This window comes from Pseudomonas sp. NPDC088444, from assembly GCF_044900175.1.
Classification (GTDB): domain Bacteria; phylum Pseudomonadota; class Gammaproteobacteria; order Pseudomonadales; family Pseudomonadaceae; genus Aquipseudomonas.
In genome coordinates this window covers 296,169-321,556 of sequence record NZ_JBJDNK010000007.1, presented here as the reverse complement: position 1 = coordinate 321,556, position 25,388 = coordinate 296,169, and the positions used below count along the sequence as shown (strand labels likewise).

Sequence of the window (25,388 nt, the reverse complement as noted above, 5' to 3'; positions counted from 1 at the left end):
GAGTAACAATCTAAAGCGAGGCCAGCGTTACCCCCGCACCCACTTCGCCATCACTACTCGCACCAATACAGCGCGCAACTCCGCATCACGCCCTTTCCTGGATCAACACCCAAGGCGCCACCACCACCGCCCACAACGTCGGATCACGCTCCAGCAAGTCCAGAGCCGTTGATTCAGAGACCTTGCCGACCTCCCCGCTCTTTAACCACGCAGCCACTTTGGCCTCGGCGTTCTCGGCGAAAGCTTCGGCCACGACAATCAGATCCTGAGAGGGTTCGACCCACAACAGGGCACCTTTGGCGAAGAACGGTTGCAATTCTTTCCAGGAGATCGAAGCCGTTTCGCCAAGCAGCTTGGCATAGAGGGTGCTAGGTTCTTGCGTCATGGGTTTCACCGTTTGGAAAATCGGCGCAAATGATAACGCCGCCTTCCCTGCGCTCAAACCCGGATTCAAGTGATTGATTGCAGAGAACTTCGCTCAAGCCGATAGATAGAACGACCCGGTTGGGTAATCGACCGGCTTGATTGTGTATCTTTCTTTCGATTAAGCGACATAGACAGGCTTTGCCCCCCGTAGCCAGCTTTTCAAGCGCTCAACCGGCGCTCTAAACTGTTCCGGTACAGTTGCTGGGGGTGTGGCCTGGATAAATCAATCCGGTCCTGCAGCTTTGGCCGTCAGGATTATAAAAACTACAACGCAAGAGTGGAGCATCATGACTAAGGGTATTAATCAGATTTCCAAGCTGTTTGCCGCACTGGTTCTGGCGGGGGTTGCCAGCCATTCGTTCGCAGCCGACACCATCAAGATCGGCATCGCCGGTCCTAAAACCGGTGCTGTTGCCCAATACGGCGACATGCAGTTCAGCGGCGCCAAGATGGCCATCGAGCAAATCAACGCCAAAGGCGGTGTGGACGGCAAGAAGCTTGAGGCCGTTGAATACGACGACGCCTGTGACCCTAAACAAGCGGTGGCGGTCGCCAACAAAGTGGTCAACGATGGCGTGAAATACGTTGTCGGCCACCTGTGCTCCAGCTCCACCCAGCCAGCGTCCGACATCTATGAAGACGAAGGCGTGATCATGATCACCCCGGCCGCTACCAGCCCGGACATCACTGCCCGTGGTTATAAACTGGTGTTCCGCACCATCGGCCTGGACAGCGCTCAGGGCCCAGCTGCAGGCGAGTACATCGCCAAGCAGGTCAAGCCGAAAATCGTTGCGGTCATCCACGACAAGCAGCAATACGGTGAAGGCATCGCCACCGCCGTTAAACAAACCCTGGAAAAAGACGGCGTGAAAGTCGCCCTGTTCGAAGGCATCAACGCCGGCGACAAGGACTTCTCCTCGCTGATCGCCAAGATGAAGCAAGCCAACGTCGACTTCGTCTACTACGGCGGCTACCACCCAGAGCTGGGCCTGATTCTGCGTCAGGCCCAGGAAAAAGGCCTGAAAGCGGGCTTCATGGGTCCGGAAGGCGTGGGTAACGCTTCGATCTCGCAAATCGCTCAGGACGCTTCCGAAGGCCTGCTCGTGACCCTGCCGAAATCCTTCGACCAGGATCCGGCGAACAAGGCACTGGTTGACGCCTTCAAAGCGAAGAAAGAAGACCCGAGCGGTCCATTCGTGTTCCCGGCCTACGCCGCTGTGGAAGTGATCGCCGAAGGCATCAAGGCCGCCAAGTCCGAAGACACCGCTAAAGTGGCTGAAGCTATCCACAAAGGCACTTTCAAGACCCCGACCGGCGATCTGTCCTTCGACGCCAAGGGTGACCTGAAAGACTTCAAATTCGTCGTCTACACCTGGCACAAAGATGGCACCAAGACTGAAGCCCCTGTGAAGTAATCACACGCCTCAGGTTGAACCCGAAGCCCACTGCAACCGCAGTGGGCTTTGTTTTAGCTGGCACGCGGGGTTTCACAAGAACCTTGATGGCCTGAACATCTTGAAACCGCACCAGTGAATCACTGGGCTCGTGCCAAACGCGGACGTAGATCACGACGCGCGAGCGGGAAAAAGACTTCACCAGTGAAACACCGAGAAGGTTTTTAGGAGCGCGGCAAATGCCCGAGATAGACATCTATCATTTTTTCCAACAGCTCGTTAATGGCATGACCATTGGCAGCACGTACGCCTTGATCGCCATCGGCTACACGATGGTCTACGGCATCATCGGCATGATCAACTTCGCCCACGGCGAGGTGTACATGATCGGCTCCTACATCGCGTTCATCGCGCTGGCGGGCCTGACCATGCTGGGCCTGGACAACCTTCCCCTGCTGATTACCGCAGCCTTCGTCGCCAGTATCGTGGTGACCAGCGCCTACGGTTACGCCATCGAACGGGTTGCCTACCGTCCGCTGCGCGGCAGCAATCGTCTGATCCCTCTGATTTCCGCGATCGGCATGTCGATCTTCCTGCAGAACACCGTGCTGTTGTCGCAGGACTCGAAAGACAAATCGATCCCCAACCTGATTCCCGGCAACTTCGTGTTCGGCCCAGGCTCCACCCATGAAGTGGTGATCTCGTACATGCAGATCCTGATCTTCATCGTGACCGTCCTGGCCATGCTCGGCCTGACCTGGTTCATCTCCCGCTCTCGCCTGGGTCGCGCCTGCCGCGCCTGTGCCGAAGACATCAAGATGGCCAACCTGCTCGGCATCAACACCAACAACATCATCGCCCTGACCTTCGTCATCGGTGCTGCACTGGCCGCAGTCGCTGCAGTGCTGCTGAGCATGCAATACGGCGTGATCAATCCCAACGCCGGTTTCCTCGTCGGCATCAAGGCCTTCACCGCCGCGGTACTGGGCGGTATCGGCAGTATCCCGGGCGCGATGCTCGGCGGTCTGGTGCTGGGTGTGGCTGAAGCGTTCGGCGCCGACATCTTCGGCGACCAGTACAAGGATGTGGTGGCGTTCGGTCTTCTCGTATTGGTGTTGTTGTTCCGGCCAACCGGCCTGCTTGGCCGTCCGGAGGTTGAAAAAGTATGACCAGGAATCTCAAATCGGCCCTGTTCAGCGCTGTCTTGGTGCTGTTGGTTGCCTACCCGATCCTCGGGCTCAAACTGGACATCGTCGGGGTCAACCTGGCGGTCGTCGGAGCCAGTACCACAACCGTGATGGTGATTTTCGCCGCGGCTCTGCTGATGTTCCTGCGCGTGCTGTTCAACGAGCAGATCAGCGCCATGTGGCGCTCGCGTCCTCAGACCAAACTGGTGTCGGACAAGGCCAGCAATCTGCTGACCCAACAGTCCACCCAGCGCTGGTTCCTCGGCGCCATCGTTGTCGTCGCCCTGATCTGGCCGTTCTTCGGCTCCCGTGGTGCAGTCGACATCGCGACCCTGATCCTGATCTACGTGATGCTGGGCCTGGGCCTGAACATTGTCGTCGGTCTGGCCGGCCTGCTGGACCTGGGTTACGTCGGTTTCTATGCCGTCGGTGCCTACACCTACGCTCTGTTGCAACACTACTTCGGCTTCGGTTTCTGGATCTGCCTGCCATTGGCCGGCCTGGCTTCGGCGACGTTCGGCTTCCTGTTGGGCTTCCCGGTATTGCGCTTGCGCGGTGACTACCTGGCCATCGTGACCCTGGGCTTCGGTGAAATCATTCGCCTGTTCCTGCGTAACCTGACCGACATCACGGGCGGCCCGAACGGAATCAGCAACATCGAAAAACCGACCCTGTTCGGCCTCACCTTCGAGCGTAAAGCGGCCGAGGGCATGCAGACCTTCCACGAGTTTTTCGGTCTGGAATACAACTCCATCAACAAAGTGATCTTCCTTTACCTGATCGCCCTGCTGCTGGCTTTGCTCGCCCTGTTCGTGATCAACCGCCTACTGCGCATGCCGATCGGCCGCGCGTGGGAAGCCCTGCGTGAAGACGAAATCGCCTGTCGCGCACTGGGTCTGAACCCGACCGTAATCAAGCTTTCCGCGTTCACCCTGGGTGCTGCGTTCGCCGGCTTCGCGGGTAGTTTCTTCGCCGCACGCCAAGGCCTGATCACCCCGGAATCGTTCACGTTCCTCGAATCGGCGATCATCCTCGCCATCGTGGTACTAGGCGGCATGGGTTCTCAATTGGGCGTGATTCTCGCGGCGGTCGTGATGATCCTCTTGCCGGAACTGCTTCGCGAATTCAGCGAATACCGCATGCTGGGCTTCGGCGCCTTGATGGTGCTGATGATGATCTGGCGTCCTCAGGGCTTCCTGCCGATGCAGCGTCCCGTCATGAAACTCAAAGGGGAACGCTGATGAGCCGTCCACTTCTGCAAGCCTCTGGCTTGAGCATGCGCTTTGGCGGCCTGTTGGCGGTCAATGGCGTCGGTCTGACCGTTCAGGAAAAGCAGGTCGTGTCGATGATCGGCCCGAACGGCGCGGGCAAGACCACCGTTTTCAACTGCCTGACCGGTTTCTACAAGCCTACAGCGGGCACCATCCTGCTGGACGGTGAGCCGATTCAGGGCCTGGCCGGTCATGAGATCGCCCGTAAAGGCGTGGTGCGGACCTTCCAGAACGTGCGTCTGTTCAAGGAAATGACCGCCGTGGAAAACCTGCTGGTCGCCCAGCACCGCCACCTGAACACCAATTTCCTGTCTGGCCTGTTCAAGACCCCGGCGTACCGCAAGAGCGAACGCGAGGCCATGGAATACGCCGAGCACTGGCTGGAAGCCGTTGACCTGAAAGCCTTCGCCAACCGCCCTGCCGGTACGCTGGCCTACGGTCAGCAACGTCGTCTGGAAATCGCCCGCTGCATGATGACGCGTCCGCGCATCCTCATGCTCGACGAACCGGCGGCAGGCCTGAACCCCAAGGAAACCGAAGACCTGAAGGCGCTGATCGGCGTGTTGCGCAATGAGCACAACGCCACGGTGTTGTTGATCGAGCACGACATGAAACTGGTCATGAGCATTTCCGACCACATCGTGGTGATCAACCAGGGCACGCCTCTGGCTGACGGCACACCGGAACAGATCCGCGACAATCCTGATGTGATCAAAGCCTACCTGGGGGAAGCGTAAATGCTGCAGTTCGACAACGTTTCCACCTTCTACGGCAAGATCCAGGCGCTGCACAGCGTCAGCATCGACGTGCAGCAGGGCGAGATCGTCACCCTGATCGGCGCCAACGGTGCGGGCAAGTCCACCTTGCTGATGACCCTGTGCGGCTCGCCGCGCGCTCACAGCGGCAGCATTCGCTACATGGGCGAAGAGCTGGTCGGTCTGGAATCCTCGGTGATCATGCGCAAGAGCATTGCGGTCGTGCCGGAAGGCCGCCGTGTGTTCGCCCGCCTGACCGTCGAGGAGAACCTGGCCATGGGCGGTTTCTTCACCGAGAAGGGCGATTATCAGGAGCAGATGGACAAGGTCCTGGAACTGTTCCCGCGCCTGAAGGAACGCTTCAACCAGCGTGGTGGCACCATGTCCGGCGGCGAGCAGCAAATGCTCGCCATCGGTCGTGCCTTGATGAGCAAGCCGAAAATGCTGCTGCTCGACGAGCCGTCGCTGGGTCTGGCGCCGATCATCATTCAGCAGATTTTCGAAATCGTCGAACAATTGCGGCGTGAAGGCGTGACCGTGTTCCTGGTCGAGCAAAACGCCAACCAGGCCCTGAAAATCGCCGACCGCGCCTACGTTCTGGAGAACGGCCGGGTGGTGATGCAGGGCACAGGTGCAGAGCTGCTGGTCGATCCAAAAGTGCGGGATGCGTATCTGGGCGGGTGATCGCCTGCTAAAAGAAACGGCCCCTCAATGGGGCCGTTTTGCTATTTGGTACTCAAAGCGTTTCCAGCCTGTTTCGGCAGGTGTCGAACCACGCCGTCAAAAACTCCGCCATGACCTTCACGCGCCTCGGCAGATGCTGGTCAAATCCATGCACCAGAAACAACGATGACACGGGCGTCTGGTACTCGCGCAGCAACCACGCCATCCGACCGTCGACGATTTCGTTATACACAAGGCAAGACGGCAACCTCGCAATGCCCTGCCCCATCAACACAGCCCGCTTCAGCAAACCAGGATGATTGCTGGAAAAAGCGCCTCGGATACCCACGCGACTGACTTCCTGATTGCAGTGATAGGTCCAGATTTCATGTGGGTCTCGATGGCTGCTCGACAGGCAGCGATGCACGCGCAGTGCGTCCGGCGTTTGCGGCTTGCCGTGCTGGGCGAGGTATTCGGGACTGGCGCAGGTCAGCGTTTGCAGGGCAAACAACGGATGTGCAGTGAGCCGCTCATTGACCCCAATGCTCGAACGGATGCCCAGATCGAAACCATCCCGCCGCAAGTCACGAAAGGCCTCGTTCAGCTCCAGCTCTACGTGGACATCGGGATATTGCGGCGAAAACTCCGTCTGTATCGCCTCGAACAACGTATCCCCCATGACCACCGGCACGCTCAGTCGGACGGTGCCTGTCAGCCGTTCGCTCAAACACGCCATGGCGTCACGCACACGGTCGCGCTGCGCCAGCAACGCCCGCGCCTCGGGCAACAAGACGGCCCCTGCTGGCGTCAACGACAGTGTGCGGGTCGTGCGATGGAGCAGCCTCGCTCCGAAATTGCTTTCCAGTTTGCTGATGCGTTTGGAGAGCTGGCTGGTACTGACGTCCAGCCATTGCGCCGCCAGCGTGAAACTGTTGGCCTCGATCAGCATTGCAAACGCCGCCAGATCGTCCATTTCGCTCATGACCGCTTCCCTTCCGCCCAACTGCCCCGTGAAAGCGGCGATGGTAGTGAGGGTGCTTCGATCCGCAAACTCCTCGAACGGATAGGTGCTTTAGGGAGACGCCTTTTTATAGGGGATTTCGTTACAAGCGCATCGGAAACAACCTACAGACAAGACACATTCCGCAGGAGGGCAATCAGCGCTTGTGATGCGCGACCAGCCTGAGTAACGTGACGGCTCTTGTCTGGAGATCGCTCATGTTTGCTGCTCGTTCTGTCGTGATGTTCGCCCTGTTGCCTCTTTTCGCCGGTTGCCAGTTTTTGCCTGTGCACTCCAGTGACGACAAGGTGTCAACGGCGGGCATGATCCGCATGCAAGGCATCCTGACAGGTGATGGCGGCAAGCTGTTCTTCGAGCCGTGCAACGAACAACGTCGCTACGCCGTCACGGATAGGGGCAACACCGGTATTCTTCAGGAAGCCGCCTCCGTGGTGGACAAAAGCAACAAGGCGTTCGCGGACGTTCGAGGCAACTTCGTTGCGAGTCGGGCACAGGGAAGCGACGGTCAGGCCGACGTGTTTCAGCTCTATCGCGTCGAGCGCCCGAGTGGTGCCTGCGAAGACCCCAATTTCAAGCGCCTGACCATCCACGCCAGCGGCAATGGTCCCAAATGGAATCTGAACGCCAGCGGCAAGGGTCTGGTGCTGGAGCGTGAGGGCATGGAGCCGTTCGCCGTGCCTTACATGGAAGAACAGATGCCTGAAGGCCGCTTCAACCTGATTACCGATGCCAACGACCAGCACGTCGAGTTGTACGTCGCGCCTCAGCGCTGTGTCGATCCGGCCACTGGCGCAGTGCAGCACCTGACTGCCGAGCTGCGGGTCAATGGCCAGGTGCAGCGTGGATGTGCGTATTTCGGCGCGCTGCGTAACGATTGAAATCCCCAAACAACCTTGTGGGAGCCGCCTTGGTGGCGAAAGCGGTGCATGGGGTCAACATCGTACTCGGCTGATCCGACGCATTCCTCACCAAGGCGGCTCCCACAGATCATCAGCGTCAAGCGCCGTTCTGGCTTATAATCGCCGGTTCTTGTAGTGCTGCCGGGCCGATCCTGCGGCCCGAAACCGGATCTTTTCATGTTACGAATCACCGAACTCAAACTGCCGCTGGACCACGCGGACGACGAGCTACGCCCTGCGCTGCTGCAACGCTTGGGCATCGACAGTGCCGAGCTGCTGGATTTCACCCTGTTCAAGCGCAGCTACGACGCGCGCAAGAAATCCACCGAACTGCAATTCATCTACACCCTCGATTTCGAAGTGCGTAATGAGGCGGCGCTGCTCAAGCGCCTGAGCCATGACAAGCACATCGGACCGGCGCCGGATGTCAGCTACAAAGTCGTCGGCCAGGCACCTGCGGGTTTGAGCGAGCGTCCTCTGGTGGTCGGTTTCGGCCCGTGCGGCATTTTTGCGGGCCTGTTGCTGGCCCAGATGGGCTTCAAGCCCATCATCCTGGAGCGTGGCAAGGAAGTGCGCCAGCGCACCAAGGACACCTGGGGCCTGTGGCGCAAAAGCGTGCTCAACCCCGAATCCAACGTGCAGTTCGGCGAAGGGGGCGCGGGCACCTTCTCCGACGGCAAACTCTACAGCCAGATCAAAGACCCGAAATTCCACGGGCGCAAAGTCCTGCACGAATTCGTCAAAGCGGGCGCGCCGGAGGAGATCCTCTACGTCAGCAAGCCGCACATCGGCACCTTCCGTCTGACTGGCGTCGTGGAAAACATGCGCCAGCAGATCATCGCCCTGGGCGGCGAGGTGCGCTTCCAGCAGAAAGTCACTGACGTGCTGGTCGACGATGGCCAGTTACACGGTGTAGTGCTCGACAGCGGTGAACGCATCGATTCGAAGCACGTCATTCTGGCGCTGGGCCACAGTGCGCGCGACACTTTCCGCATGCTGCACGGCCGTGGCGTCTACATGGAAGCCAAACCCTTTTCGGTGGGGTTCCGTATCGAGCACCCACAGGGTCTGATTGACCGAGCGCGACTGGGCAAATACGCCGGGCATCCGAAACTCGGCGCCGCTGATTACAAACTGGTGCACCACGCGAAGAATGGCCGCTCCGTCTACAGCTTCTGCATGTGCCCGGGAGGCACGGTGGTGGCCGCGACGTCGGAACCGAATCGCGTGGTCACCAACGGCATGAGCCAGTACTCGCGCAACGAGCGCAACGCCAACTCCGGCATCGTGGTCGGCATCACCCCTGAAGAAGACTATCCGGGCAGCCCGCTGGCTGGCATCGAGCTGCAAGAACGTCTGGAATCCCATGCCTACATCATGGGCGGCGAGAACTACGAAGCGCCCGCCCAATTGGTGGGTGATTTCATCGCCGGTAAAGCGTCGACTCAGTTGGGTGAAGTGGAGCCGTCCTACAAACCCGGCGTCAAACTCACCGACTTGGCCGATGCATTGCCTGCGTTTGCCATTGAGGCGATCCGCGAAGCCTTACCCGCGTTCGACAAGCAGATCAAAGGCTTTTCGCTGCACGACGCCGTGCTCACCGGCATCGAAACCCGCACCTCGTCGCCACTGCGCATCACCCGTGGGGCAGACATGCAGAGCCTGAACGTCAAAGGCCTGTTCCCGGCTGGCGAAGGCGCGGGCTATGCAGGGGGGATCATGTCAGCAGGTGTCGACGGGATCAGGATTGCAGAAGCCGTGGCGCGGAGCATTCTGGGGATCGAGCAATAGCCTGACGACGCATTCGCCACCAAGGCGGCTCCCACAACGATCGTGCCGAACTCACATCTTGAGTCAGAGGATGAACCTGTGTCGGCTTGCTGGCGAAAACGCGATCACTGTGGGAGACGCCCGGCCAGCTTCCACACCGCAAATCTCTGAAACGTCCTACAAGCCGCGCAGAACAAGCCCCGCAGCATTTTGTAACTAAGAAAATAGATAGGTTGTATACAGGTTTTTCATAACCAAATCGTATATAACTTTTGTTTTCAGCAATAAGAACACACGGTACGGTGTCGCTCCCTGTGCGCATGTCCATGGAGAGTGCCCTTGCCTGTACGCAATACATTCAAACGTTTTTTCCAGCTAGAGGCGGCTGGCGGTCTGTTGCTGATTGCAGCCGCCGCGCTGGCCCTGCTGATCAACAACTCCCCCCTTTCCTGGCTGTATAACGGCCTGCTCGACGTGCCCGTGGTGGCTCAGATCGGCGCGTTGAAGATCGCCAAACCTCTGCTGCTGTGGATCAACGATGGCTTGATGGCGTTGTTCTTTCTGCTCATCGGCCTGGAAGTGAAACGCGAGGTCGTTCAGGGGCATTTGTCACGGCCTTCACAGGTCGTTCTGCCCGGCGCAGCGGCAATGGGCGGCATGGTGGTACCCGCGCTGTTTTTCTGGGCCTTGAACAAAGACAACCCAGCCGCCATGAGTGGCTGGGCAATCCCCATGGCCACCGACATTGCGTTCGCCCTGGGCGTACTGGCGTTGCTGGGCAAGCGTGTTCCCGTGTCCCTCAAGCTGTTTCTGATGACGCTGGCGATCATCGACGATTTGGGCGCGATCATCGTCATCGCCCTGTTCTACTCCGGCGAGCTATCCACCCTGTCATTGAGCATCGCAGCAGCATCGATTGCAGCGCTCATCGTCATGAACCGGCTCGGTGTCGTCCGGCTTGCGCCCTATCTGCTGGTCGGCCTGGCGTTGTGGGTGTGCGTGCTCAAAAGCGGCGTCCACGCCACCCTGGCAGGGGTCATTCTGGCGTTCTGTATTCCACTGAAAACCGCCCGAGACTCGCCCTCGCCTTTGCAAACACTGGAGCATGCCCTGCACCCCTGGGTCGCCTACGGCATCCTGCCGCTGTTCGCCTTTGCCAACGCCGGTGTGTCGTTGAGCGGGATAACGATAGACAGCTTCACCCATCACGTTCCCATGGGCATTGCCTTGGGACTGCTGCTGGGCAAGACGATCGGCGTGTTTGGCCTGACCTGGCTGGCGATCAAAGCCGGACTCGCGGCACTGCCCACTGGCGCCAACTGGGGGCAGGTGCTGGGCGTGTCAGTCCTGTGTGGCATCGGTTTCACGATGAGCCTGTTCGTCGGTTCTCTGGCCTTCGTACCCGGAGAAAGCACATTCGCGGGCATGGACCGCATGGGCATCCTGACCGGCTCCATCGCTGCTGCGCTGATCGGCTATGGCATCACCGCGATGGCCAGCCGCAAACCGCAAACGCCATAATCTCTGAAGCCAGATGCAAAAACGCCCCGAACAAACGGGGCGTTTTGCATTGGGTGCGGCAAGAGCAGCACGTGTCACATCGTGCTCGCCACAAGGTGCATCAGTGGCTGACGCGGCTGGTGCCATTGACCGTCATGATGCGCACACGCTCACCGATACGGAAAATTTCGTTCTCCTGAACCTGCTGCACATAGGCGCGCATGGTGCCGTCGTCTTCACGTACGGTGATTTCAACGCCTTGAGTACGGGTCAGGCCTTCCTCGGTCATGGAGCCCAGCAGGCCGCCGGCCACTGCACCGATCACGGCCGTCACGATACTGCCGCGACCGCCGCCGATGGCACTCCCCCCCACACCACCCACGATTGCACCGGCGCCCGCACCGATCGGGGTCTTGGTGCCTTCAATCTTCACAGGACGCAGCGATTCAATCGTACCCAGGCGCACAGTCTGCACTTGGCGAGCTTCTTCACGGGAATACGAGTCGCCAGTCAGGCTCGAAGTACAGCCGCCCAGCGTCAGCGCCATGGCGGTGAACGAAGCGACCAACAGAACAGACTTACGCATAACATTTGCCTCCAGAGGAACAGGTAGCCATTAGACTCCGCGACGCCAATCGATGTCACGGTCCTGTACCGATAATTTACGTTCATTCAGGGGCTATACAGAAAGCCACCGGCGTCTACGAGTATGGACGATTGACCCTGCGATAGATTCAAAGAATTCGCATTTGCGCCGCCGAGCTGTCGTCAGGGCGCCAGCCGCTCGCGAGTCCATTGCCCGTCGATCAGACGATAATTCAGACGGTCATGCAGTCGGCTGGGCCGCCCCTGCCAGAATTCGATGCGATCCGGCACCAGGCGATAGCCGCCCCAGTGATCCGGGCATTCGGGCTGGATGTCCATGAAACGCGCCTCGGTGGCCTTGAGCAAGCCCTCAAGCTCTTCACGATCCGCAATCACGCGACTCTGTGGCGATGCCCATGCGCCCAGACGACTGCCCAACGGGCGCACCTGGAAGTACGCATCGGATTCTTCATGGGAGACCTTGGCGACCTGGCCTTCGATGCGCACCTGGCGCTCAAGCGTCGGCCAGAAGAACGTCATCGCGGCAAATGGCCGGGCCGTCAACTGCTGGCCCTTGGCGCTCTGGTAGTTGCTGAAGAAGGTGAAGCCCTGAGCGTCGAGGCCCTTGAGCAGCAGGACCCGGCAGTGAGGGCGACCGTCTGCATCGACGGTCGCCAGGGTCATGGCATTGGCCTCGACCGGCGCCTGTTCGGTTTTCACCGCTTCGTCGAACCATTGCTGGAACAACGAGAAAGGTTCTTCCGGTGCCTGCGATTCGGTCAAACCTTCGCGGGCGTAGTTACGACGCATATCAGCCAGACGCTGGCTCATCACTGCCTTCCTTTATCGAAATCCGTGAACGGGATGACGATATTACCCTCAGTTGGCGCTGGCCTGTGCGTCGGAAGCAGGTTTCTTGGCGGCAGCCTTCGCCGGAGCAGCCTTGGCCTTGGTTGGCGCAGCTTTCTTCACCGGAGCCTTCTTGGCGGTGGTGGCTTTGGCAGGCGCGGCTTTCTTGGCGGGTGTGGCGGCCTTGGCAGGGGCAGCAGCAGGCGCTGGCGCCACGGCAGGTTTGGCCTGCTGAACGGCAACCAGGGTCGGCGCAGGCGGCAGGTTGTACTTGGCCATCAGCGCGACCATGGTGTCCTGTGGCGTCATGATGATTTCCACACGACGGTTCAGCGCGCGGCCAGCAGCGCTGTCATCGGCGGCACGCGGCATCACGGCGCCCATGCCACGCAGGTTCAGACGGTTACGCTCAAGACCACTCAGACGGAAGATTGCCGCCACGGACTGGGCGCGCTGCTGGCTGATTTTGGTGTTGGCTTCGCTGGCGACGTCGGCGTGGCCGAGCACCAGAATTGCAGTTTTCTGATCGCCTTCGACCACCTTGGCCATGCGAGTGATCGGGCCGAGATTGATCGGCAGCAGCATTTCCGGACGATCCGGGTTGAAGGTGCTGTCCACCGGCGCGGTCACGACCAGCACATCTTCACGGCGCTCGAACTGAAATTTGCTGTCCTTGATCGCTTCACGCACCTTCGGCTCGTACTGGTCAAGCCAGGCCTGGGTCACTTTAGGGTCGACCTTTGGCACGGCTGGCGTGGCATCTTTCTTGGCATCGCTGCCCCCGAACGGCCACCACCATTTGCTGCCATCGTCGGCCTTGGCCACTTCAGGCTTGGCGGCAGGCTGAGTCGCGGCCAGCTCAGGTTTTTTCTCGGTGGCGCCATGGTCGGAACCGAACGGCCAGTACCAGTGCGTGCCGCTCTCGGCTTCTGTCTTCGCCACTTCGGCCGCCGCAGGATTGGCAGCCGGTTTTACTGGCGCAGCGGCATCTGCGTTTTTACCTGAGCCAAACGACCACCAGTGATCGTTGCTGGCCGATTGATCCTGAGGAGTTTGCGCACAGCCAGTAACGGCAAGGCAAAGGGCAAATGCGAGGCTTTTGTTGGCAGACATGGGTGACCCACACAAATAATTGATCAGAAAATGAACGAAGCAGCGCCCATATAACACGGTTAAACGCTGAGTTGGAAAAGGAAACCGCCCTACGGTTCCCATATGGGCGGTTTACCTGACAGTCGGTAGAACAAGCACTTATCGGCGATAGTTATTGCAAACACTCACCAAGGACCCGGACTAGACCTTGTGCACGGGGGTCCATCAACACGTACGGGCCCAAGGTGTTGGTCACGAAGCCAAAGGCCACATCACGCTCCGGATCGGCAAACCCCACCGACCCGCCCGCACCTGGGTGGCCAAAGGATTTCCCGCCCAGCCCGAACGTGGCATTCGGCACTGAGGGCTGATCGAGCATGCAGCCCAAACCGAAACGAGTCTGGGTCAGCAAGGTCTTGTCCTGACCCACGCTGTGTTCGCGGGTCAGTTCGTTGACCAACTCGGCATCCAGCAGGCTCCCATCGAGCAAGGCGCTGTAGAAACCGGCCAGACTGCGAGCATTGCCATGACCATTGGCGGCCGGCTGTTGCATGCGCCGCCATTCGGGTTTGTTGGTGCTGGTCATGATGGACGGCGGGTTGGTGAACGCCCGAGCCGTCATCGATGAGGGTTCACGCATCGTGGTCTGCAGCAGACGCTGAGCCGCGTCATCGCCCGTATTGCCCTTGCCGCGTGCGATATGAGCGACACGGTGAAACGCTTCATCCGGCAGACCGACATGAAAATCCAGGCCAAGAGGACGGGAGATACGCGCCGCGATGGACTCACCCGGTCCGCGCCCATCGGCACGCCGAATCACTTCACCTACCAGCCAGCCATAGGTAATGGCTGCGTAACCATGGCCTTGGCCCGGCGTCCACCACGGTTCTTCGGCGGCCAGTGCATTGGTCATCGCCTGCCAGTCATACAGTGCCTCGGCAGGGAGCATGTCACGAATGGCAGGCAGGCCGGCCTGATGGCAAAGCAGTTGACGCAAGGTGATGGATTGCTTTCCGGCAGCCGCGAATTCCGGCCAGAGACGCGACACAGGCTGATCGAGGTCCAGCTTGCCCTCACCGACCATTTGCAGGGCGGCGACGGCAGTGAAGGTCTTGGTGCAGGAGAACAGGTTGGCGATGGTATCGCTGTGCCAAACCTCGGCACCGTCCTTGTCGGCAGTGCCTGCCCAGAGGTCGAGCACCGTTTCGCCGCCGACCTGTACGCACAGCGCCGCGCCCCGTTCCTGTGGATCATCGAACAACGCTGCGAACGCTTCGCGCACGGCTTCGAATTGAAGCTCGAAATGACCTTGAATCTGCACGGTTAAGCTCTCCGGGCCGGGGCTGCACAAAATGGCGTGCATTGTTTCAGCGATTGGGGGGTTTGGGAACGGGTCACTATAGTTCCTTGGATGTGCAAGTACTGGCCAAGTGTTCCATGTGGGAGCCGGCTTGCTGGCGAATGCAGCGTGTCAGTCAGCAAATGTGTGTTTGATGTACTTCGTTCGCCAGCAAGCCGGCTCCCACAGGTCAGGCGCCAGATCACAAAAAAACGGCGCAACTACCTCAGGAAATCTCACGACGAAACGGTGGCAACGCGTTGAGAATCGCCTTGCCATAGCGTTGGGTGACCACACGCCGGTCCAGCAGCGTGATGATGCCCCGATCCTTCTCGGTTCTCAGCAGACGACCACACGCCTGAATCAAGCGCAACGACGCGTCGGGCACGGCAATTTCCATGAACGGATTGCCACCCCGCGCCTCGATCCACTCGGCCAATGCCGCTTCTACGGGATCATCCGGCACCGCGAACGGGATTTTGGCGATGACCACGTGCTCGCAGTAATCACCCGGCAAGTCGACGCCTTCGGCGAAGCTGGCGAGGCCGAACAGCACGCTTTCATCCCCGCCATCGACACGGGCCTTGTGCTTGTTCAGGGTTTCCTGCTTGGACAGATTGCCCTGAATGAACACCCGTTTGCGCCAGTCCCGCTCCAGGCCGTCGAAGACCTCTTGCATCTGTTTGCGCGACGAGAACAGCACCAGCGTGCCTTTGGAGCCTTCGACCAGATCAGGCAGTTCGCGAATGATCGCTGCCGTGTGTTCCGCCGCATTGCGAGGGTCGGCCTTGAGGTCCGGCACCCGCAGCACACCCGCATCGGCGTGATGAAACGGACTTGGCACCACGGCGGTGACAGCGTCCTTGGGCAGACCGGCGCGCATGCGGAAACGGTCGAACTTACCCAGTGCTGTGAGCGTCGCCGAAGTCACCAGCGCCCCGTAGGCCACGTTCCACAGGTTGCGCCGCAACATTTCGGCAGCCAGGATCGGGCTGGCATTGACCTCGATGTCGAACAGGGAACCGCTTTCGGCGAGGGTCAGCCAGCGCGCCATGGGCGGGCTGTTTTCCGGGTCTTCGGCGGTGAACGCGGTCCACAGCTCCCAGTTACCGTGGGCACGGGCCAGCAGGCTGCCAAAAAGCGGATACCACTCTTCAGCCTGATGGCTGGCGATACCGATGTTCACTTCGCCATCCATGCCTTCCTTGAGCAATTCGGTCAGCCGGGTGAACAGGTCGTCGAGACGGGCAAAGCCTTTCTTCAACTCAATGCCCATTTCACGCATGTGCTCGGGAATCACACCACCGACGAAGCGATGGCGCGGGCGCTCGCGGCCTTCCATGTCCTCACCGGCCTTGAAGTCGGCGATTTGCTCGCAGGCCGTGAACATGAATTGCTGGTGGGTCTTGATCTCACGAGCCAGCTCCGGCACCTGTTCGATCAGCTTGCCCAGATCCCCCGGCAGCGGGTGCTGGGCCAGTAATTTGGTGAGGTTTTTCGCCGTCTGTTCCAGCCAGTCCGCCGTGGAACGCAGGCGGCTGAAATGGGCGAAATGGCCGATCGCCTTGTCGGGCAAATGGTGGCCTTCGTCGAACACATACAATGTGTCACGGGGATCGGGCAGGACAGCGCCGCCGCCCAAGGCCAGGTCCGCCAGCACCATGTCGTGGTTAGTGACGATGACGTCGACTTTTCCCATGCCTTCTCGGGCTTTATAGAACGCACACTGCTGAAAGTTCGGACAGTGCCGGTTGGTGCACTGGCTGTGGTCGGTGGTCAATCGCGCCCAGTCCTGATCGGCCAGCTCTTGGGGCCAGCTATCACGGTCGCCATCCCATTTATTGCCCGCCAGTTTTTCGATCATGCTGGTGAACAGCTTCTGACTGGCCTCATCGACTTCGATCTTGAAGCCTTCTTCCTCGAAAAGCTGTGCGGTTGCGCTTTGGGCGTTGCCCTCTTGCAGCAACACGTCCAGCTTGGACAGGCACATGTAACGGCCCCGCCCCTTGGCCAGGGCGAACGAGAAATTGAGCCCGCTGTTGCGCATCAGGTCAGGCAGGTCTTTATGGACAATCTGCTCCTGTAGCGCGACGGTGGCGGTGGCTATCACCAACCGTTTTCCTGCCGCTTTGGCGGTCGGAATCGACGCAATCGCGTAGGCGACAGTCTTGCCCGTACCGGTGCCCGCCTCGACCGCCACCACGGCCGGATCGCCCGAACGGCGACCCTCTTCATCGGTGTCCACCGCGCCCAGCACCTTGGCCACCTCTGCGATCATCAAACGCTGGCCATAGCGAGGCTTGAGGCTCTTGGCTTCGAGGAAACGCGAATAGGCGCCCTGAATCTGGGTTTTGAGTTCGGTGCTGATCATGGGCTGGGTCGTTGGCTCGGCGTCACACGGTTACAGATGAAAAAACCGCTGGATAAATTATCAGTGGTTGCAGCGGGCGGCTATCATACCGCGCTAATGCTTTCTTCGCAGATCGGAGTTGTCGATGTCACCTGTAGCCTTTGTCTACGTCTTGCATGTGTTTTCTGCGGTTCTCTGGGTCGGCGGGATGTTTTTCGCCTGGATGATTCTGCGACCGGCGGTCATCGCCGCCCTCGAAGGTCCGGCACGCCTGAAGCTGTGGCTGCAAGTGTTTCCGCGCTTTTTTGTCTGGGTCTGGTGCGCGGTGATCATGCTGCCGGTGACCGGGATCGGCATCATCAACATCAACTTCAGCGGATTTCAGACGGCGCCGCGTTACGTGCAGGTGATGATCGGGTTGTATGTGGTGATGACAGCGCTGTTCCTGAGAGTTTCAACGCTGAACCTGCCACAGCTGCGCAAGGCCGTGGACGCAGAGCAGTGGGCCGAAGGTGCTGCTGCGCTGGGCGGGATTCGCAGGCTGGTAGGGATTAACTTGCTGATCGGGATTGCCGTGGTGGCCATCGCAGCGGCTCGGCCGTCGTTTTGAGTGAGTAACCTGTAGGAGCGCGCTTGCCCGCGATTGCGGTGTCACAGACAAATTGCTTCGCGGGCAAGCGCGCTACTACAGACAATGCATTTACAGCTTGCGAACGCTCACAGAACCCGCTGGCCCGACCGCGCCGCTCTGGCCTTTCTCGCCATTTTTTCCGGACGTGGCGCCATCGGCGCGGTAGATCAGGCACCCCTTGGACGCGCCGCCCTTGCCGCCACGACCGCCCTCACCGCCCACACCACCGGAGCCGCCCTGTACGTTGACCTTCACCCGCTCATCCGGAAACGATTGCGGCAGTTCCAGACGCACCAAAGCCCCCGCCGCACCTTCATGGCCGTTGCCGCCGTTATCGCCATCGAACCCGCGGCTCGCCGCCCCCCACGTGCAGCCTGGGTCCTTACCATTACCGCCGTCGAGGCCGACATAACCGGGCGAACCTGCGCCCCCGCGCGCGTCGATGGACAGCACGTCGGCATTCAACTGTTCAATTCGCACGTTCAGATTTCGCCCCGGTAACGGCGCTTTCTCGAAGGTACCCGGCGCCCCGCGAGCGGTGATCTGCGAACCACTGCCCAGCTCGCCCTGGCGAACCTGCAATTTGAATGGCTCAGCACTCGGCACGATGGCAATACGCGACTCATGGCCCATCACCAATTGGCCAACCTGCACTTCGGTCAACCCTGCAGGAACTAGCAACGTGCCGTAATCCGCCACTTCCAGACGATCCAGTTGCAGTGTGCTGGCGTTGCTCGGCAGGCGCATCAACGAGTGCGGCTCCACCGAAATGGTCTGCGCCATCACCAGTGAACTGCTCAGGGCCGACAGCAGGCCTGCCGTCATCATCAACGCGTTACGCATGCTGAACCTCCGCCTGATGGCGACCGAATGATTGCAGGTGAAAAATGCCGAAAACCAGAATTTGCAGGCGGTCGAACCAGGGGTGCGAGCGCCCCCGCAGGCTACCGTTGAACAGGAACAGTTCCATCAGATGGGTCAGCAGCAACAGACAACCGGCCAGCTTGATCAGCATATCGAAGGGAATCGGCAACACGGCGGCTTGATTGATCAGCACCACGGCCCAAAATCCCAACGTCAAGATTTTCCCCAACCCCCAAAACAACCTCATGACACGCCCCTGCTGTTTTTTATGGCTGTGCGAGAAATGAAAGCGATTCGCACAGAACGGTGACGGAGGTGACTATGCCAGAGGTTGTGAACAATTGCGTCCATCTCTCCATTTTTCGGGCCTGACAAAAAGAAAACCCCGACGCACAGGTCGGGGTTTTCAGTGACGCGCAGCGAAGGATCAGCGGTTGATCTTGATCTCGACACGACGGTTCAGCGCACGGCCTTCAGCGGTTTTGTTGTCCGCTACAGGACGGCTTTCGCCATCGCCTTCGACCGACACGAACGCGCTGCGCGCAATGCCTGCGCTGACCAGGTAATCCGTGACCGAATGCGCACGTTTTTCCGACAGTTTCTGGTTGTAGGCATCGCTGCCCACACTGTCGGTGTGGCCGCTGACATGCAGTTGAACGTTAGGCGCTTCGGTTTTCAGCTTGGTCGCCACGGCATCCAGTTGATGTTTGTCAGCCGGGGTCAGGGTGGCCTTGTTGAATTCGAAGTGCACGTCACGGATGGTGATGATTTCTTCTTTCGGTTGAACCACAGGCGCGGCAACCGGCTCAGGCGCAGGCGTCACGATCGGGCAACCGGTCGCATCCACAGGCGTGCCCTTGGGCGTGTTCGGACACTTGTCGACGCTGTTCAGAACGCCATCGCCATCATCGTCGCCATCCCCGTGCGCCCAGCAATAAGCGCCCGCCATCACGCCCACTGCCGCACCGAAGCCCGCCGCTACGGACGCCGACTGAAACGCTCCTACCGCGCCACCCGCGAGCGCACCGCCCGCAGCACACAGAGGCCAGTCGGTCTTTTGCAAGCCGGCACAGCCCGTCAATACACTGGTAACCAAAATCAGAGGTAACGCTGTCCGAATCATGCTCATACAGTTCTTCTCCTTTGGTATCGGCTAAACCCGACTGAAATGCAGTAAAGACGCCGCTGGGGCCATTTGCCACCCGAAAACCGGGGGTTTGGTGGTTTTTTCAGCGCTCTTGGAGGCTTGTTCTTTTACAAATAGCCTTTTGCCTTCACTCCGTACGCTTTGTCATGGCGACGAATGAAAAAGTTCAAGCCCCAAACGCTGTTCATACTGAAAAGAAAAACAACCGCTAGGCCATGAAGATTGGGCGCGCTAACCTTGCGGGCTTGATCGAGGGATTCTAATGACCGACAGTTTTTCCACCCGCACTCCGCAACAGGCGCTGGCCGCGCTGCTCGACCGCTACGCGCCCAAGCGTCTGTTGTTGATTGGCGCTGACAGCTTTCCGGCACTGCAAGCCTTCAAGGAGGCGCATCCGGACACGGAACTGGCACAAGCAGCGCCGGGGGCGTTGCCCAGTGAGCTGGCCGGTCAACGCTTTGATCTGGCGCTGGTGGTCGATTGCCTGGAACACATGCCCAAGCGCGCAGGCCTGGAATTACTCGGCGGCATTCGCAACCTCAATGCCAGCCGCATTGCGGTACTGGCCGACCTTAAAGCCTGCGGTTGGCAGACCACCGATTTCTATTCTCTGGCCCTGCAAGCCAGCGAACGCTTTGCCCGGGACGAACAGGTACTGACCCTGTTCACCTATGATCTGCGCGAATACAAACAGGTGCCGGACTGGCTGAACGCGAAATTTTGGGCCAACCCGGAGAACTTCGGAAAGTACTGGTGGTGAGGCAGACATCATGAGCAGTGCAATTTGCCCCTGCGGCAGCGGCAATCTTCTCGACGGCTGCTGTGGCCGCTATCACGCAGGCACACCTGCGCCGTGCGCCGAAGCGTTGATGCGCTCGCGCTACAGCGCTTATGTATTGGGACTGGTGGATTATCTGGTGGACACCACATTGCCCATTCAGAAAAGCGGCCTGGATCGCGATTCGATCAGCCAATGGAGCGCACAAAGCACTTGGCTCGGGCTTGAGGTAGAAAGCGCGGAGTTGCTGGGCGGCAAGCCGGAGCATGCCTTCGTCACCTTCACCGCACGTTGGCACGATGCGGGTGGCGAGCACAGTCATCGCGAGCGTTCTGCGTTCGTGCAGAACGGCGGGCGTTGGTACTTCATCGACCCGACCGTACAGCTCAAGGCCGGGCGTAACGACGCGTGTCCGTGTGGCAGTGATTTGAAATTCAAGAAGTGCTGTTCGGCCTATATGGCTTGATGGGCTCCTACCTTGTGGGAGCCGGCTTGCTGGCGAAATGCGATGTGTCATTCAGCCCATCGTCAACTGAACCGATGCATTCGCCAGCAAACTGGCTCCCACAAAAACGGCGCCTGACCGAAATCATTCAGAGGTCTGATCTCAAGCGAGCTTCAAGTGAGAGATGTCTGGCACCAACACATGCTCAACAGGCCTTACCTCGCCCATGTCACTGCCCTGCGGCGCCAGACTCAAGCCTGACAGGTCCAACCGAGGGGCAACCGGTGCGGCTTTAGGGTCTTGCACATCCTTGCCCAGTTCGGAAATCGTGAAGTCTGGCGCGTCGACGTCGGCGAATGCGGCCATGTAGACGTCACGGGGTTCGAATTTCGAGACCTTTTCAGCGTTGTCGGGTTTAACGTCGGCGTTGGATGGCGTCCGTGGCGCGCGTCGGGTCCAGGTGGGTTCATCCGGTGGAGGCGCCAGCTCGACTTCTTCCACTTCAACCGGATCAGGACTTGCCACGGGCTCCGGTTCTGCCTGAACCTGTCCGGCCATTTCCACGACCTCAGCCCGCGCCCCTGCGCGTTCGAGGGTCGAGCGATACTTCTCGGCGGCGGCCTGATCCAGATTGTTCTTCAGGACCAGACGACGGCCGGAAAACAGCAGTGCAATGCGCTGAGCGTCGGCCTGGAACAGTTTTGTCAGATTGGCCTGAACCCGATCAAGTTGTGCGCCGGGTACCAATTGGCCAGAAAAAATGATTTCGTACAGCTTCATGAGTCAATACTCCTTCGACACATGGCGTGAGTATGGCGCAGGCTTTATGGAACAGCGAATTGCCACAAATGGCTGAACGCAAGCCCGACAGGGAGTGACCCCATGGTGTTTCAAGCAAACGTAATCAGGATCGTCGGTCTTCTCTTGACCCTGGTGCTGTCCGGGTGTTCATCAATAATGAGCAGTGACGCTGCCAAGGACCCGGAGGTCAAGCTGCTGAAGGTCGATGTGGTCAAGGCCCGTCTGCTCAAGCAGGACATGACGCTGCGCTTTCGCATCGACAACCCCAATGACTCGGGTCTCTGGGTCCGCGGGTTGCGCTACAAGGTCGTGCTCAACGACATCCTGATCGCCGATGGCGAATATAACGACTGGTTCAAGGTCAGGGCCAATGGTCACCGGAATTTCTCGGTGCCGATCCGCACCAACCTCTGGGAACACCTCAAGGAGGTGACCCGGATGCTTGGCAAGGTCAATCAGCCTGTTCACTATCGGTTGGAAGGCTACCTCAAAACCGGCTTTTTGTTCGGGGACGACGTGCGTATTGGCCGCGAAGGCGACATAATTCCCGGCGATTTGATTCCGGAGTAGCCCCATGAGCAACCAACCCCACGTGCACGGCCCTGATTGCAACCACGATCATGACCATCACGATCACCACCATGACCACGGTCATGTACACGGCCCGCACTGCAACCACGAACCCCAGGAGCCGGTACGCAACGCGCTGAAGGACGTGGGTCGCAACGATCCTTGCCCCTGCGGCAGCGAGAAGAAATTCAAGAAGTGCCACGGCGCCTGACATCGGGCACCGCTGCTCCTGAAGGAGCGAATTCATTCGCGATACGTGTTCATGGTCGATACATCTTTGTCGCCTGACACATCCATCGCGAATGAATTCGCTCCCACAGGGGTACGAGTAACGCCTCCCTGAATCATCCTGAAAATAAACCCGCCTCCCCCGCTTGCGTGCCGCCTGCCTGCTCTCTAACGTAGCGCGTTTCCAACGCCTACCCCCGCAGGAGCTTCATCATGGCCTCGCCCGCCCATTCATCCCTGAAGACGCGACTCAGCACAGCCGCTGCCATGTTGGGGCTGTTGAGCCTTGCAGGCTGCCAACTGGGCGGCGAAGACCGTGACAATCTGCCGCCCACCAGCGGCGTTTACGCCATCAAGGGGCTGGCGCAGAACGTCTCCGTGCGTCGCAATCATCTGGGCATGCCCCTGATCGAAAGCAGCACGTTTCACGACGCGCTGTTCACGCTGGGGTATGTCCACGCCAGTGACCGCATCTCGCAGATGGTGCAAATGCGCCTGTTGGCTCAGGGCCGTCTGTCGGAAATCGCAGGCTCCGGCGCACTGGATCTGGACCGGATGATGCGCGCGGCCAACCTCAAGCAAACGGCGGGCGATCTGTACAACGCCTCGTCGCCGCGTCTGAAGCGTTTCTTCGAAGTGTATGCACGCGGCGTCAACGCCTACCTGTTCCGCTACCGCGACAAGCTGCCGTCGGACCTCGCAGACGCGGGCTACAAACCCGAATACTGGAAACCTGAAGACTCGGCGCTGATCTTTGCGCTGCTGAACTTCAGTCTGTCGGTCAACCTGCAGGAAGAAATCTCCTCGCTGGTACTGGCTCAGAAAGTCGGCGCCGACAAGCTCGCGTGGCTGCTGCCGACTTACCCGGACGAAGCGCTGCCATTCGCTGAAGCCGACAAACTCAAAGGCCTGAACCTGAGCAACCAGATGCCGGGCCTGAGCGATCTGGACAAAGCCGCGCTGCAACTTTCCGATCTCAATCTGCTGGGCGTTTCGGCGTCGAACAACTGGGTCATCGCGCCGCAACGTGCTCGCGCAGGCAAAAGCCTGTTGGCCACCGATAGCCAGTTGCCCGCCACCCTGCCGTCGATGTGGAATTTCGTGCAGATTCGCGCGCCGAAGTATCAGGCCGCAGGTGCGACCGTCGCCGGTCTGCCACTGGTGCTCTCGGGCTTCAACGGCAAACTGGCCTGGGGCATGGGTCCGGCGATGGGCGACAATCAGGACCTGTTTCTGGAAAAACTCAAGCGCGAAAACAATCGCCTGATGGTCATGTCCGATGGCAAATGGGTGCCCGCGGGCGCTCACGAAGAGACCTATTTCATCCGCGGGCAGAGTCCGATTCGCGAAGCCGCGTTCGAGACCCGTCACGGCCCGCTGCTCAACGGCAGCTCGGCGCAATTGGCCAACGGCCTGGGCATCGCCCTGCAAACCCCGAACGCCAAGGATGACAAATCCCTCGATGCCCTGTTCGACCTGACCCGCGCGCAAAACGTCGAGCGTGCGTTCGACACCACGCGGGAAATCCGCGCGATCACCCTGAACATAGTGTTCGCCGATGCGACGAACACCGGCTGGCAAGTCACCGGTCGTTACCCCAACCGCCGCGAAGGCCAGGGCCTGATTCCATCGCCAGGCTGGGAAGGTCGTTATGACTGGGACGGTTACGCCGACGCCATGCTGCACCCCTACGATCAAGACCCGTCGCAGGGCTGGATCGGCACTGCCAACCAACGCACCGTGCCCAAGGGCTATGGCATGCAGTTGTCCAATTCCTGGGACTACCCGGAGCGTGCCGAGCGCATCGCCGAACTGGCCAACAGCGGCAAGCAGGACACTCGCAGCACGATTTCAATGCAATACGACCAGACCACCACGTTCGCCGCCAAGCTGAAGAAGATGTTCGAAGCGCCGGGCATGGCCAAACCGCTGAAACAGGCCATCGACGCCTTGCCGCCCGCAGATCGGGACAAGGCGCGAGAAGCATTGAGCCGCTTGATGGCGTTCGACGGACGTTTGTCGCCAATATCGGCCGATGCCGCTATTTACGAGCTGTTCCTGCAAGAAAGCACCAAGCAGATTTTCCTCGACGAACTAGGTCCGGAAAGCAGCCCGGCGTGGAAAGCACTGGTGCAGAGCGCGGACCTGTCCTACTCGCCGCAAGCCGACCACCTGCTGGGGCGTGAAGACAGTCCGTATTGGGATGACGTGAAAACGCCGCAGAAAGAAGACAAACCGATGATTCTCGCCCGCAGCCTGGCGGCCGCGATGACCGCAGGCGAAAGCCAGTTGGGTGGCGATCACAAGGCCTGGCAATGGGGCAAATTGCACCAGTACAAATGGACGTCGCAAAGTGCGCAATTGACGGCCGCGCTGGGCGGCAGCAAAGCCAGCGTGATCAAAGGGCCGTTGGCGGCCGGTGGCGATCACACGACGCTGAATGCATCAGGCTTCCATTGGGGGCAGGACTTCGATGCGGCCGTGGTTCCAGCGATGCGGATGATCGTCGATTTCGCGCAACAGGAGCCGATGATGGCTCAGAGTGCCGCAGGCCAGTCGGGCAACCCGGCCAGTCCGCACTTCGCCGATGGTATCGATCCATGGGTCAAGGGGCTGTACATGTCGGTGCCGATGCAACCGGAGAATTTCGAGCGGGTGTATGGCAAGACGCGATTGACGCTGACGCCGGGGAAGTAGCACTTCAACGCAGTTCCCTGTAGGAGCTGCCGGGGTGGCGCTCCTACAGGCTCGGTGTTCACAATCGGACCGAACTTCCTGTTGGCATCACCGCTCTACCTGACAAGCCCACCACTGCGATCATGC

Annotated in this window: 25 protein-coding genes; 14 read left to right on the top strand and 11 right to left on the bottom strand. The window is 59.7% G+C overall.

What is annotated here, in order from left to right; all coding sequences use genetic code 11:
• Window positions 1-85: 85 nt before the first annotated feature.
• Window positions 86-385, bottom strand: coding sequence for a DUF2288 domain-containing protein (locus ACI2KB_RS16270; RefSeq protein ID WP_404636203.1), 300 nt, complete (start codon window positions 383-385; stop codon window positions 86-88).
• 328 nt (window positions 386-713) lie between these two features.
• Here ACI2KB_RS16270 and ACI2KB_RS16265 point away from each other — a divergent pair, with 328 nt between their 5' ends.
• The 5 genes from ACI2KB_RS16265 to ACI2KB_RS16245 all read left to right on the top strand — a co-directional run bounded on the left by ACI2KB_RS16265 (window position 714) and on the right by ACI2KB_RS16245 (window position 5,717).
• Window positions 714-1,841, top strand: coding sequence for a branched-chain amino acid ABC transporter substrate-binding protein (locus ACI2KB_RS16265; protein ID WP_404636202.1), 1,128 nt, complete (start codon window positions 714-716; stop codon window positions 1,839-1,841).
• 218 nt (window positions 1,842-2,059) lie between these two features.
• A complete protein-coding gene (gene livH / locus ACI2KB_RS16260; protein WP_404636201.1) occupies window positions 2,060-2,989 on the top strand; it encodes a high-affinity branched-chain amino acid ABC transporter permease LivH in 930 nt (309 codons plus the stop codon).
• Complete coding sequence (locus ACI2KB_RS16255) at window positions 2,986-4,248, top strand: high-affinity branched-chain amino acid ABC transporter permease LivM (protein WP_404636200.1); 1,263 nt, start codon at window positions 2,986-2,988, stop codon at window positions 4,246-4,248. The genes livH and ACI2KB_RS16255 overlap by 4 nt, the downstream gene beginning before the upstream one ends.
• Window positions 4,248-5,015 carry a high-affinity branched-chain amino acid ABC transporter ATP-binding protein LivG gene (gene livG / locus ACI2KB_RS16250; protein WP_108235778.1) on the top strand — a complete coding sequence of 256 codons (768 nt, stop codon included), beginning with the start codon at window positions 4,248-4,250 and terminating at the stop codon, window positions 5,013-5,015. The genes ACI2KB_RS16255 and livG overlap by 1 nt, the downstream gene beginning before the upstream one ends.
• Window positions 5,016-5,717: an ABC transporter ATP-binding protein gene (locus tag ACI2KB_RS16245; protein WP_404636199.1), complete on the top strand. Its 702-nt coding sequence runs from the start codon at window positions 5,016-5,018 to the stop codon at window positions 5,715-5,717.
• Between the two features lie 52 nt (window positions 5,718-5,769).
• Here the strand turns inward: ACI2KB_RS16245 and ACI2KB_RS16240 are convergent, their stop codons facing one another.
• Window positions 5,770-6,678 (bottom strand): LysR family transcriptional regulator, encoded by a 909-nt coding sequence (locus tag ACI2KB_RS16240; protein ID WP_404636198.1) that lies wholly within the window; start codon window positions 6,676-6,678, stop codon window positions 5,770-5,772.
• Between the two features lie 236 nt (window positions 6,679-6,914).
• Here ACI2KB_RS16240 and ACI2KB_RS16235 point away from each other — a divergent pair, with 236 nt between their 5' ends.
• From ACI2KB_RS16235 to nhaA, 3 genes are all read left to right on the top strand, one after another.
• On the top strand, window positions 6,915-7,595 hold the full coding sequence (locus ACI2KB_RS16235) for a COG3650 family protein (RefSeq protein ID WP_404636197.1): 681 nt from the start codon (window positions 6,915-6,917) through the stop codon (window positions 7,593-7,595).
• A 198-nt stretch (window positions 7,596-7,793) separates the two neighbouring features.
• On the top strand, window positions 7,794-9,407 hold the full coding sequence (locus ACI2KB_RS16230) for an NAD(P)/FAD-dependent oxidoreductase (RefSeq protein ID WP_404636196.1): 1,614 nt from the start codon (window positions 7,794-7,796) through the stop codon (window positions 9,405-9,407).
• Window positions 9,408-9,725: 318 nt separating this feature from the next.
• Complete coding sequence (gene nhaA / locus ACI2KB_RS16225; protein WP_404636195.1) at window positions 9,726-10,907, top strand: Na+/H+ antiporter NhaA; 1,182 nt, start codon at window positions 9,726-9,728, stop codon at window positions 10,905-10,907.
• A 100-nt stretch (window positions 10,908-11,007) separates the two neighbouring features.
• On the opposite strand, the gene ACI2KB_RS16220 is transcribed toward nhaA, so the two are convergent.
• The 5 genes from ACI2KB_RS16220 to dinG all read right to left on the bottom strand — a co-directional run bounded on the left by ACI2KB_RS16220 (window position 11,008) and on the right by dinG (window position 17,122).
• Entirely contained in the window at window positions 11,008-11,472 is a 465-nt protein-coding gene (locus ACI2KB_RS16220) for a glycine zipper 2TM domain-containing protein (RefSeq protein WP_404636194.1), read from the bottom strand.
• Window positions 11,473-11,654: 182 nt separating this feature from the next.
• Window positions 11,655-12,302: a pyridoxamine 5'-phosphate oxidase gene (gene pdxH, locus ACI2KB_RS16215; protein ID WP_404636193.1), complete on the bottom strand. Its 648-nt coding sequence runs from the start codon at window positions 12,300-12,302 to the stop codon at window positions 11,655-11,657.
• Between the two features lie 48 nt (window positions 12,303-12,350).
• Window positions 12,351-13,433, bottom strand: coding sequence for an OmpA family protein (locus tag ACI2KB_RS16210; RefSeq protein ID WP_404636192.1), 1,083 nt, complete (start codon window positions 13,431-13,433; stop codon window positions 12,351-12,353).
• A 151-nt stretch (window positions 13,434-13,584) separates the two neighbouring features.
• Entirely contained in the window at window positions 13,585-14,733 is a 1,149-nt protein-coding gene (locus tag ACI2KB_RS16205) for a serine hydrolase domain-containing protein (RefSeq protein ID WP_404636191.1), read from the bottom strand.
• A gap of 244 nt (window positions 14,734-14,977) precedes the next feature.
• Window positions 14,978-17,122, bottom strand: a complete 2,145-nt coding sequence (gene dinG, locus ACI2KB_RS16200) for an ATP-dependent DNA helicase DinG (protein ID WP_404636190.1) — start codon at window positions 17,120-17,122, stop codon at window positions 14,978-14,980.
• 124 nt (window positions 17,123-17,246) lie between these two features.
• Between dinG and ACI2KB_RS16195 the strand changes: the two genes are divergently transcribed.
• The gene (locus ACI2KB_RS16195) at window positions 17,247-17,711 is read left to right on the top strand and encodes a CopD family protein (protein WP_404636189.1); all 465 of its coding nucleotides are present in this window, start codon (window positions 17,247-17,249) and stop codon (window positions 17,709-17,711) included.
• Window positions 17,712-17,801: 90 nt separating this feature from the next.
• Here the strand turns inward: ACI2KB_RS16195 and ACI2KB_RS16190 are convergent, their stop codons facing one another.
• From ACI2KB_RS16190 to ACI2KB_RS16180, 3 genes are all read right to left on the bottom strand, one after another.
• Window positions 17,802-18,560: a collagen-like protein gene (locus ACI2KB_RS16190; protein ID WP_404636267.1), complete on the bottom strand. Its 759-nt coding sequence runs from the start codon at window positions 18,558-18,560 to the stop codon at window positions 17,802-17,804.
• Window positions 18,561-18,567: 7 nt separating this feature from the next.
• Window positions 18,568-18,843, bottom strand: a complete 276-nt coding sequence (locus ACI2KB_RS16185) for a DUF1145 domain-containing protein (protein ID WP_404636188.1) — start codon at window positions 18,841-18,843, stop codon at window positions 18,568-18,570.
• Window positions 18,844-19,023: 180 nt separating this feature from the next.
• The gene (locus ACI2KB_RS16180; RefSeq protein WP_404636187.1) at window positions 19,024-19,725 is read right to left on the bottom strand and encodes an OmpA family protein; all 702 of its coding nucleotides are present in this window, start codon (window positions 19,723-19,725) and stop codon (window positions 19,024-19,026) included.
• A gap of 280 nt (window positions 19,726-20,005) precedes the next feature.
• Between ACI2KB_RS16180 and ACI2KB_RS16175 the strand changes: the two genes are divergently transcribed.
• Complete coding sequence (locus tag ACI2KB_RS16175; protein WP_404636186.1) at window positions 20,006-20,503, top strand: DUF6231 family protein; 498 nt, start codon at window positions 20,006-20,008, stop codon at window positions 20,501-20,503.
• A gap of 10 nt (window positions 20,504-20,513) precedes the next feature.
• Window positions 20,514-20,987 (top strand): YchJ family protein, encoded by a 474-nt coding sequence (locus ACI2KB_RS16170; RefSeq protein ID WP_404636185.1) that lies wholly within the window; start codon window positions 20,514-20,516, stop codon window positions 20,985-20,987.
• 141 nt (window positions 20,988-21,128) lie between these two features.
• Here the strand turns inward: ACI2KB_RS16170 and ACI2KB_RS16165 are convergent, their stop codons facing one another.
• Window positions 21,129-21,746 carry a hypothetical protein gene (locus ACI2KB_RS16165; protein WP_404636184.1) on the bottom strand — a complete coding sequence of 206 codons (618 nt, stop codon included), beginning with the start codon at window positions 21,744-21,746 and terminating at the stop codon, window positions 21,129-21,131.
• Between the two features lie 102 nt (window positions 21,747-21,848).
• On the opposite strand from ACI2KB_RS16165, the gene ACI2KB_RS16160 reads away from it, so the two are divergent.
• From ACI2KB_RS16160 to ACI2KB_RS16150, 3 genes are all read left to right on the top strand, one after another.
• The gene (locus ACI2KB_RS16160) at window positions 21,849-22,337 is read left to right on the top strand and encodes an LEA type 2 family protein (RefSeq protein ID WP_404636183.1); all 489 of its coding nucleotides are present in this window, start codon (window positions 21,849-21,851) and stop codon (window positions 22,335-22,337) included.
• A 4-nt stretch (window positions 22,338-22,341) separates the two neighbouring features.
• Entirely contained in the window at window positions 22,342-22,548 is a 207-nt protein-coding gene (locus ACI2KB_RS16155; protein WP_404636182.1) for an SEC-C metal-binding domain-containing protein, read from the top strand.
• Window positions 22,549-22,778: 230 nt separating this feature from the next.
• Window positions 22,779-25,262, top strand: a complete 2,484-nt coding sequence (locus ACI2KB_RS16150) for a penicillin acylase family protein (RefSeq protein ID WP_404636181.1) — start codon at window positions 22,779-22,781, stop codon at window positions 25,260-25,262.
• Window positions 25,263-25,388: the final 126 nt, after the last annotated feature.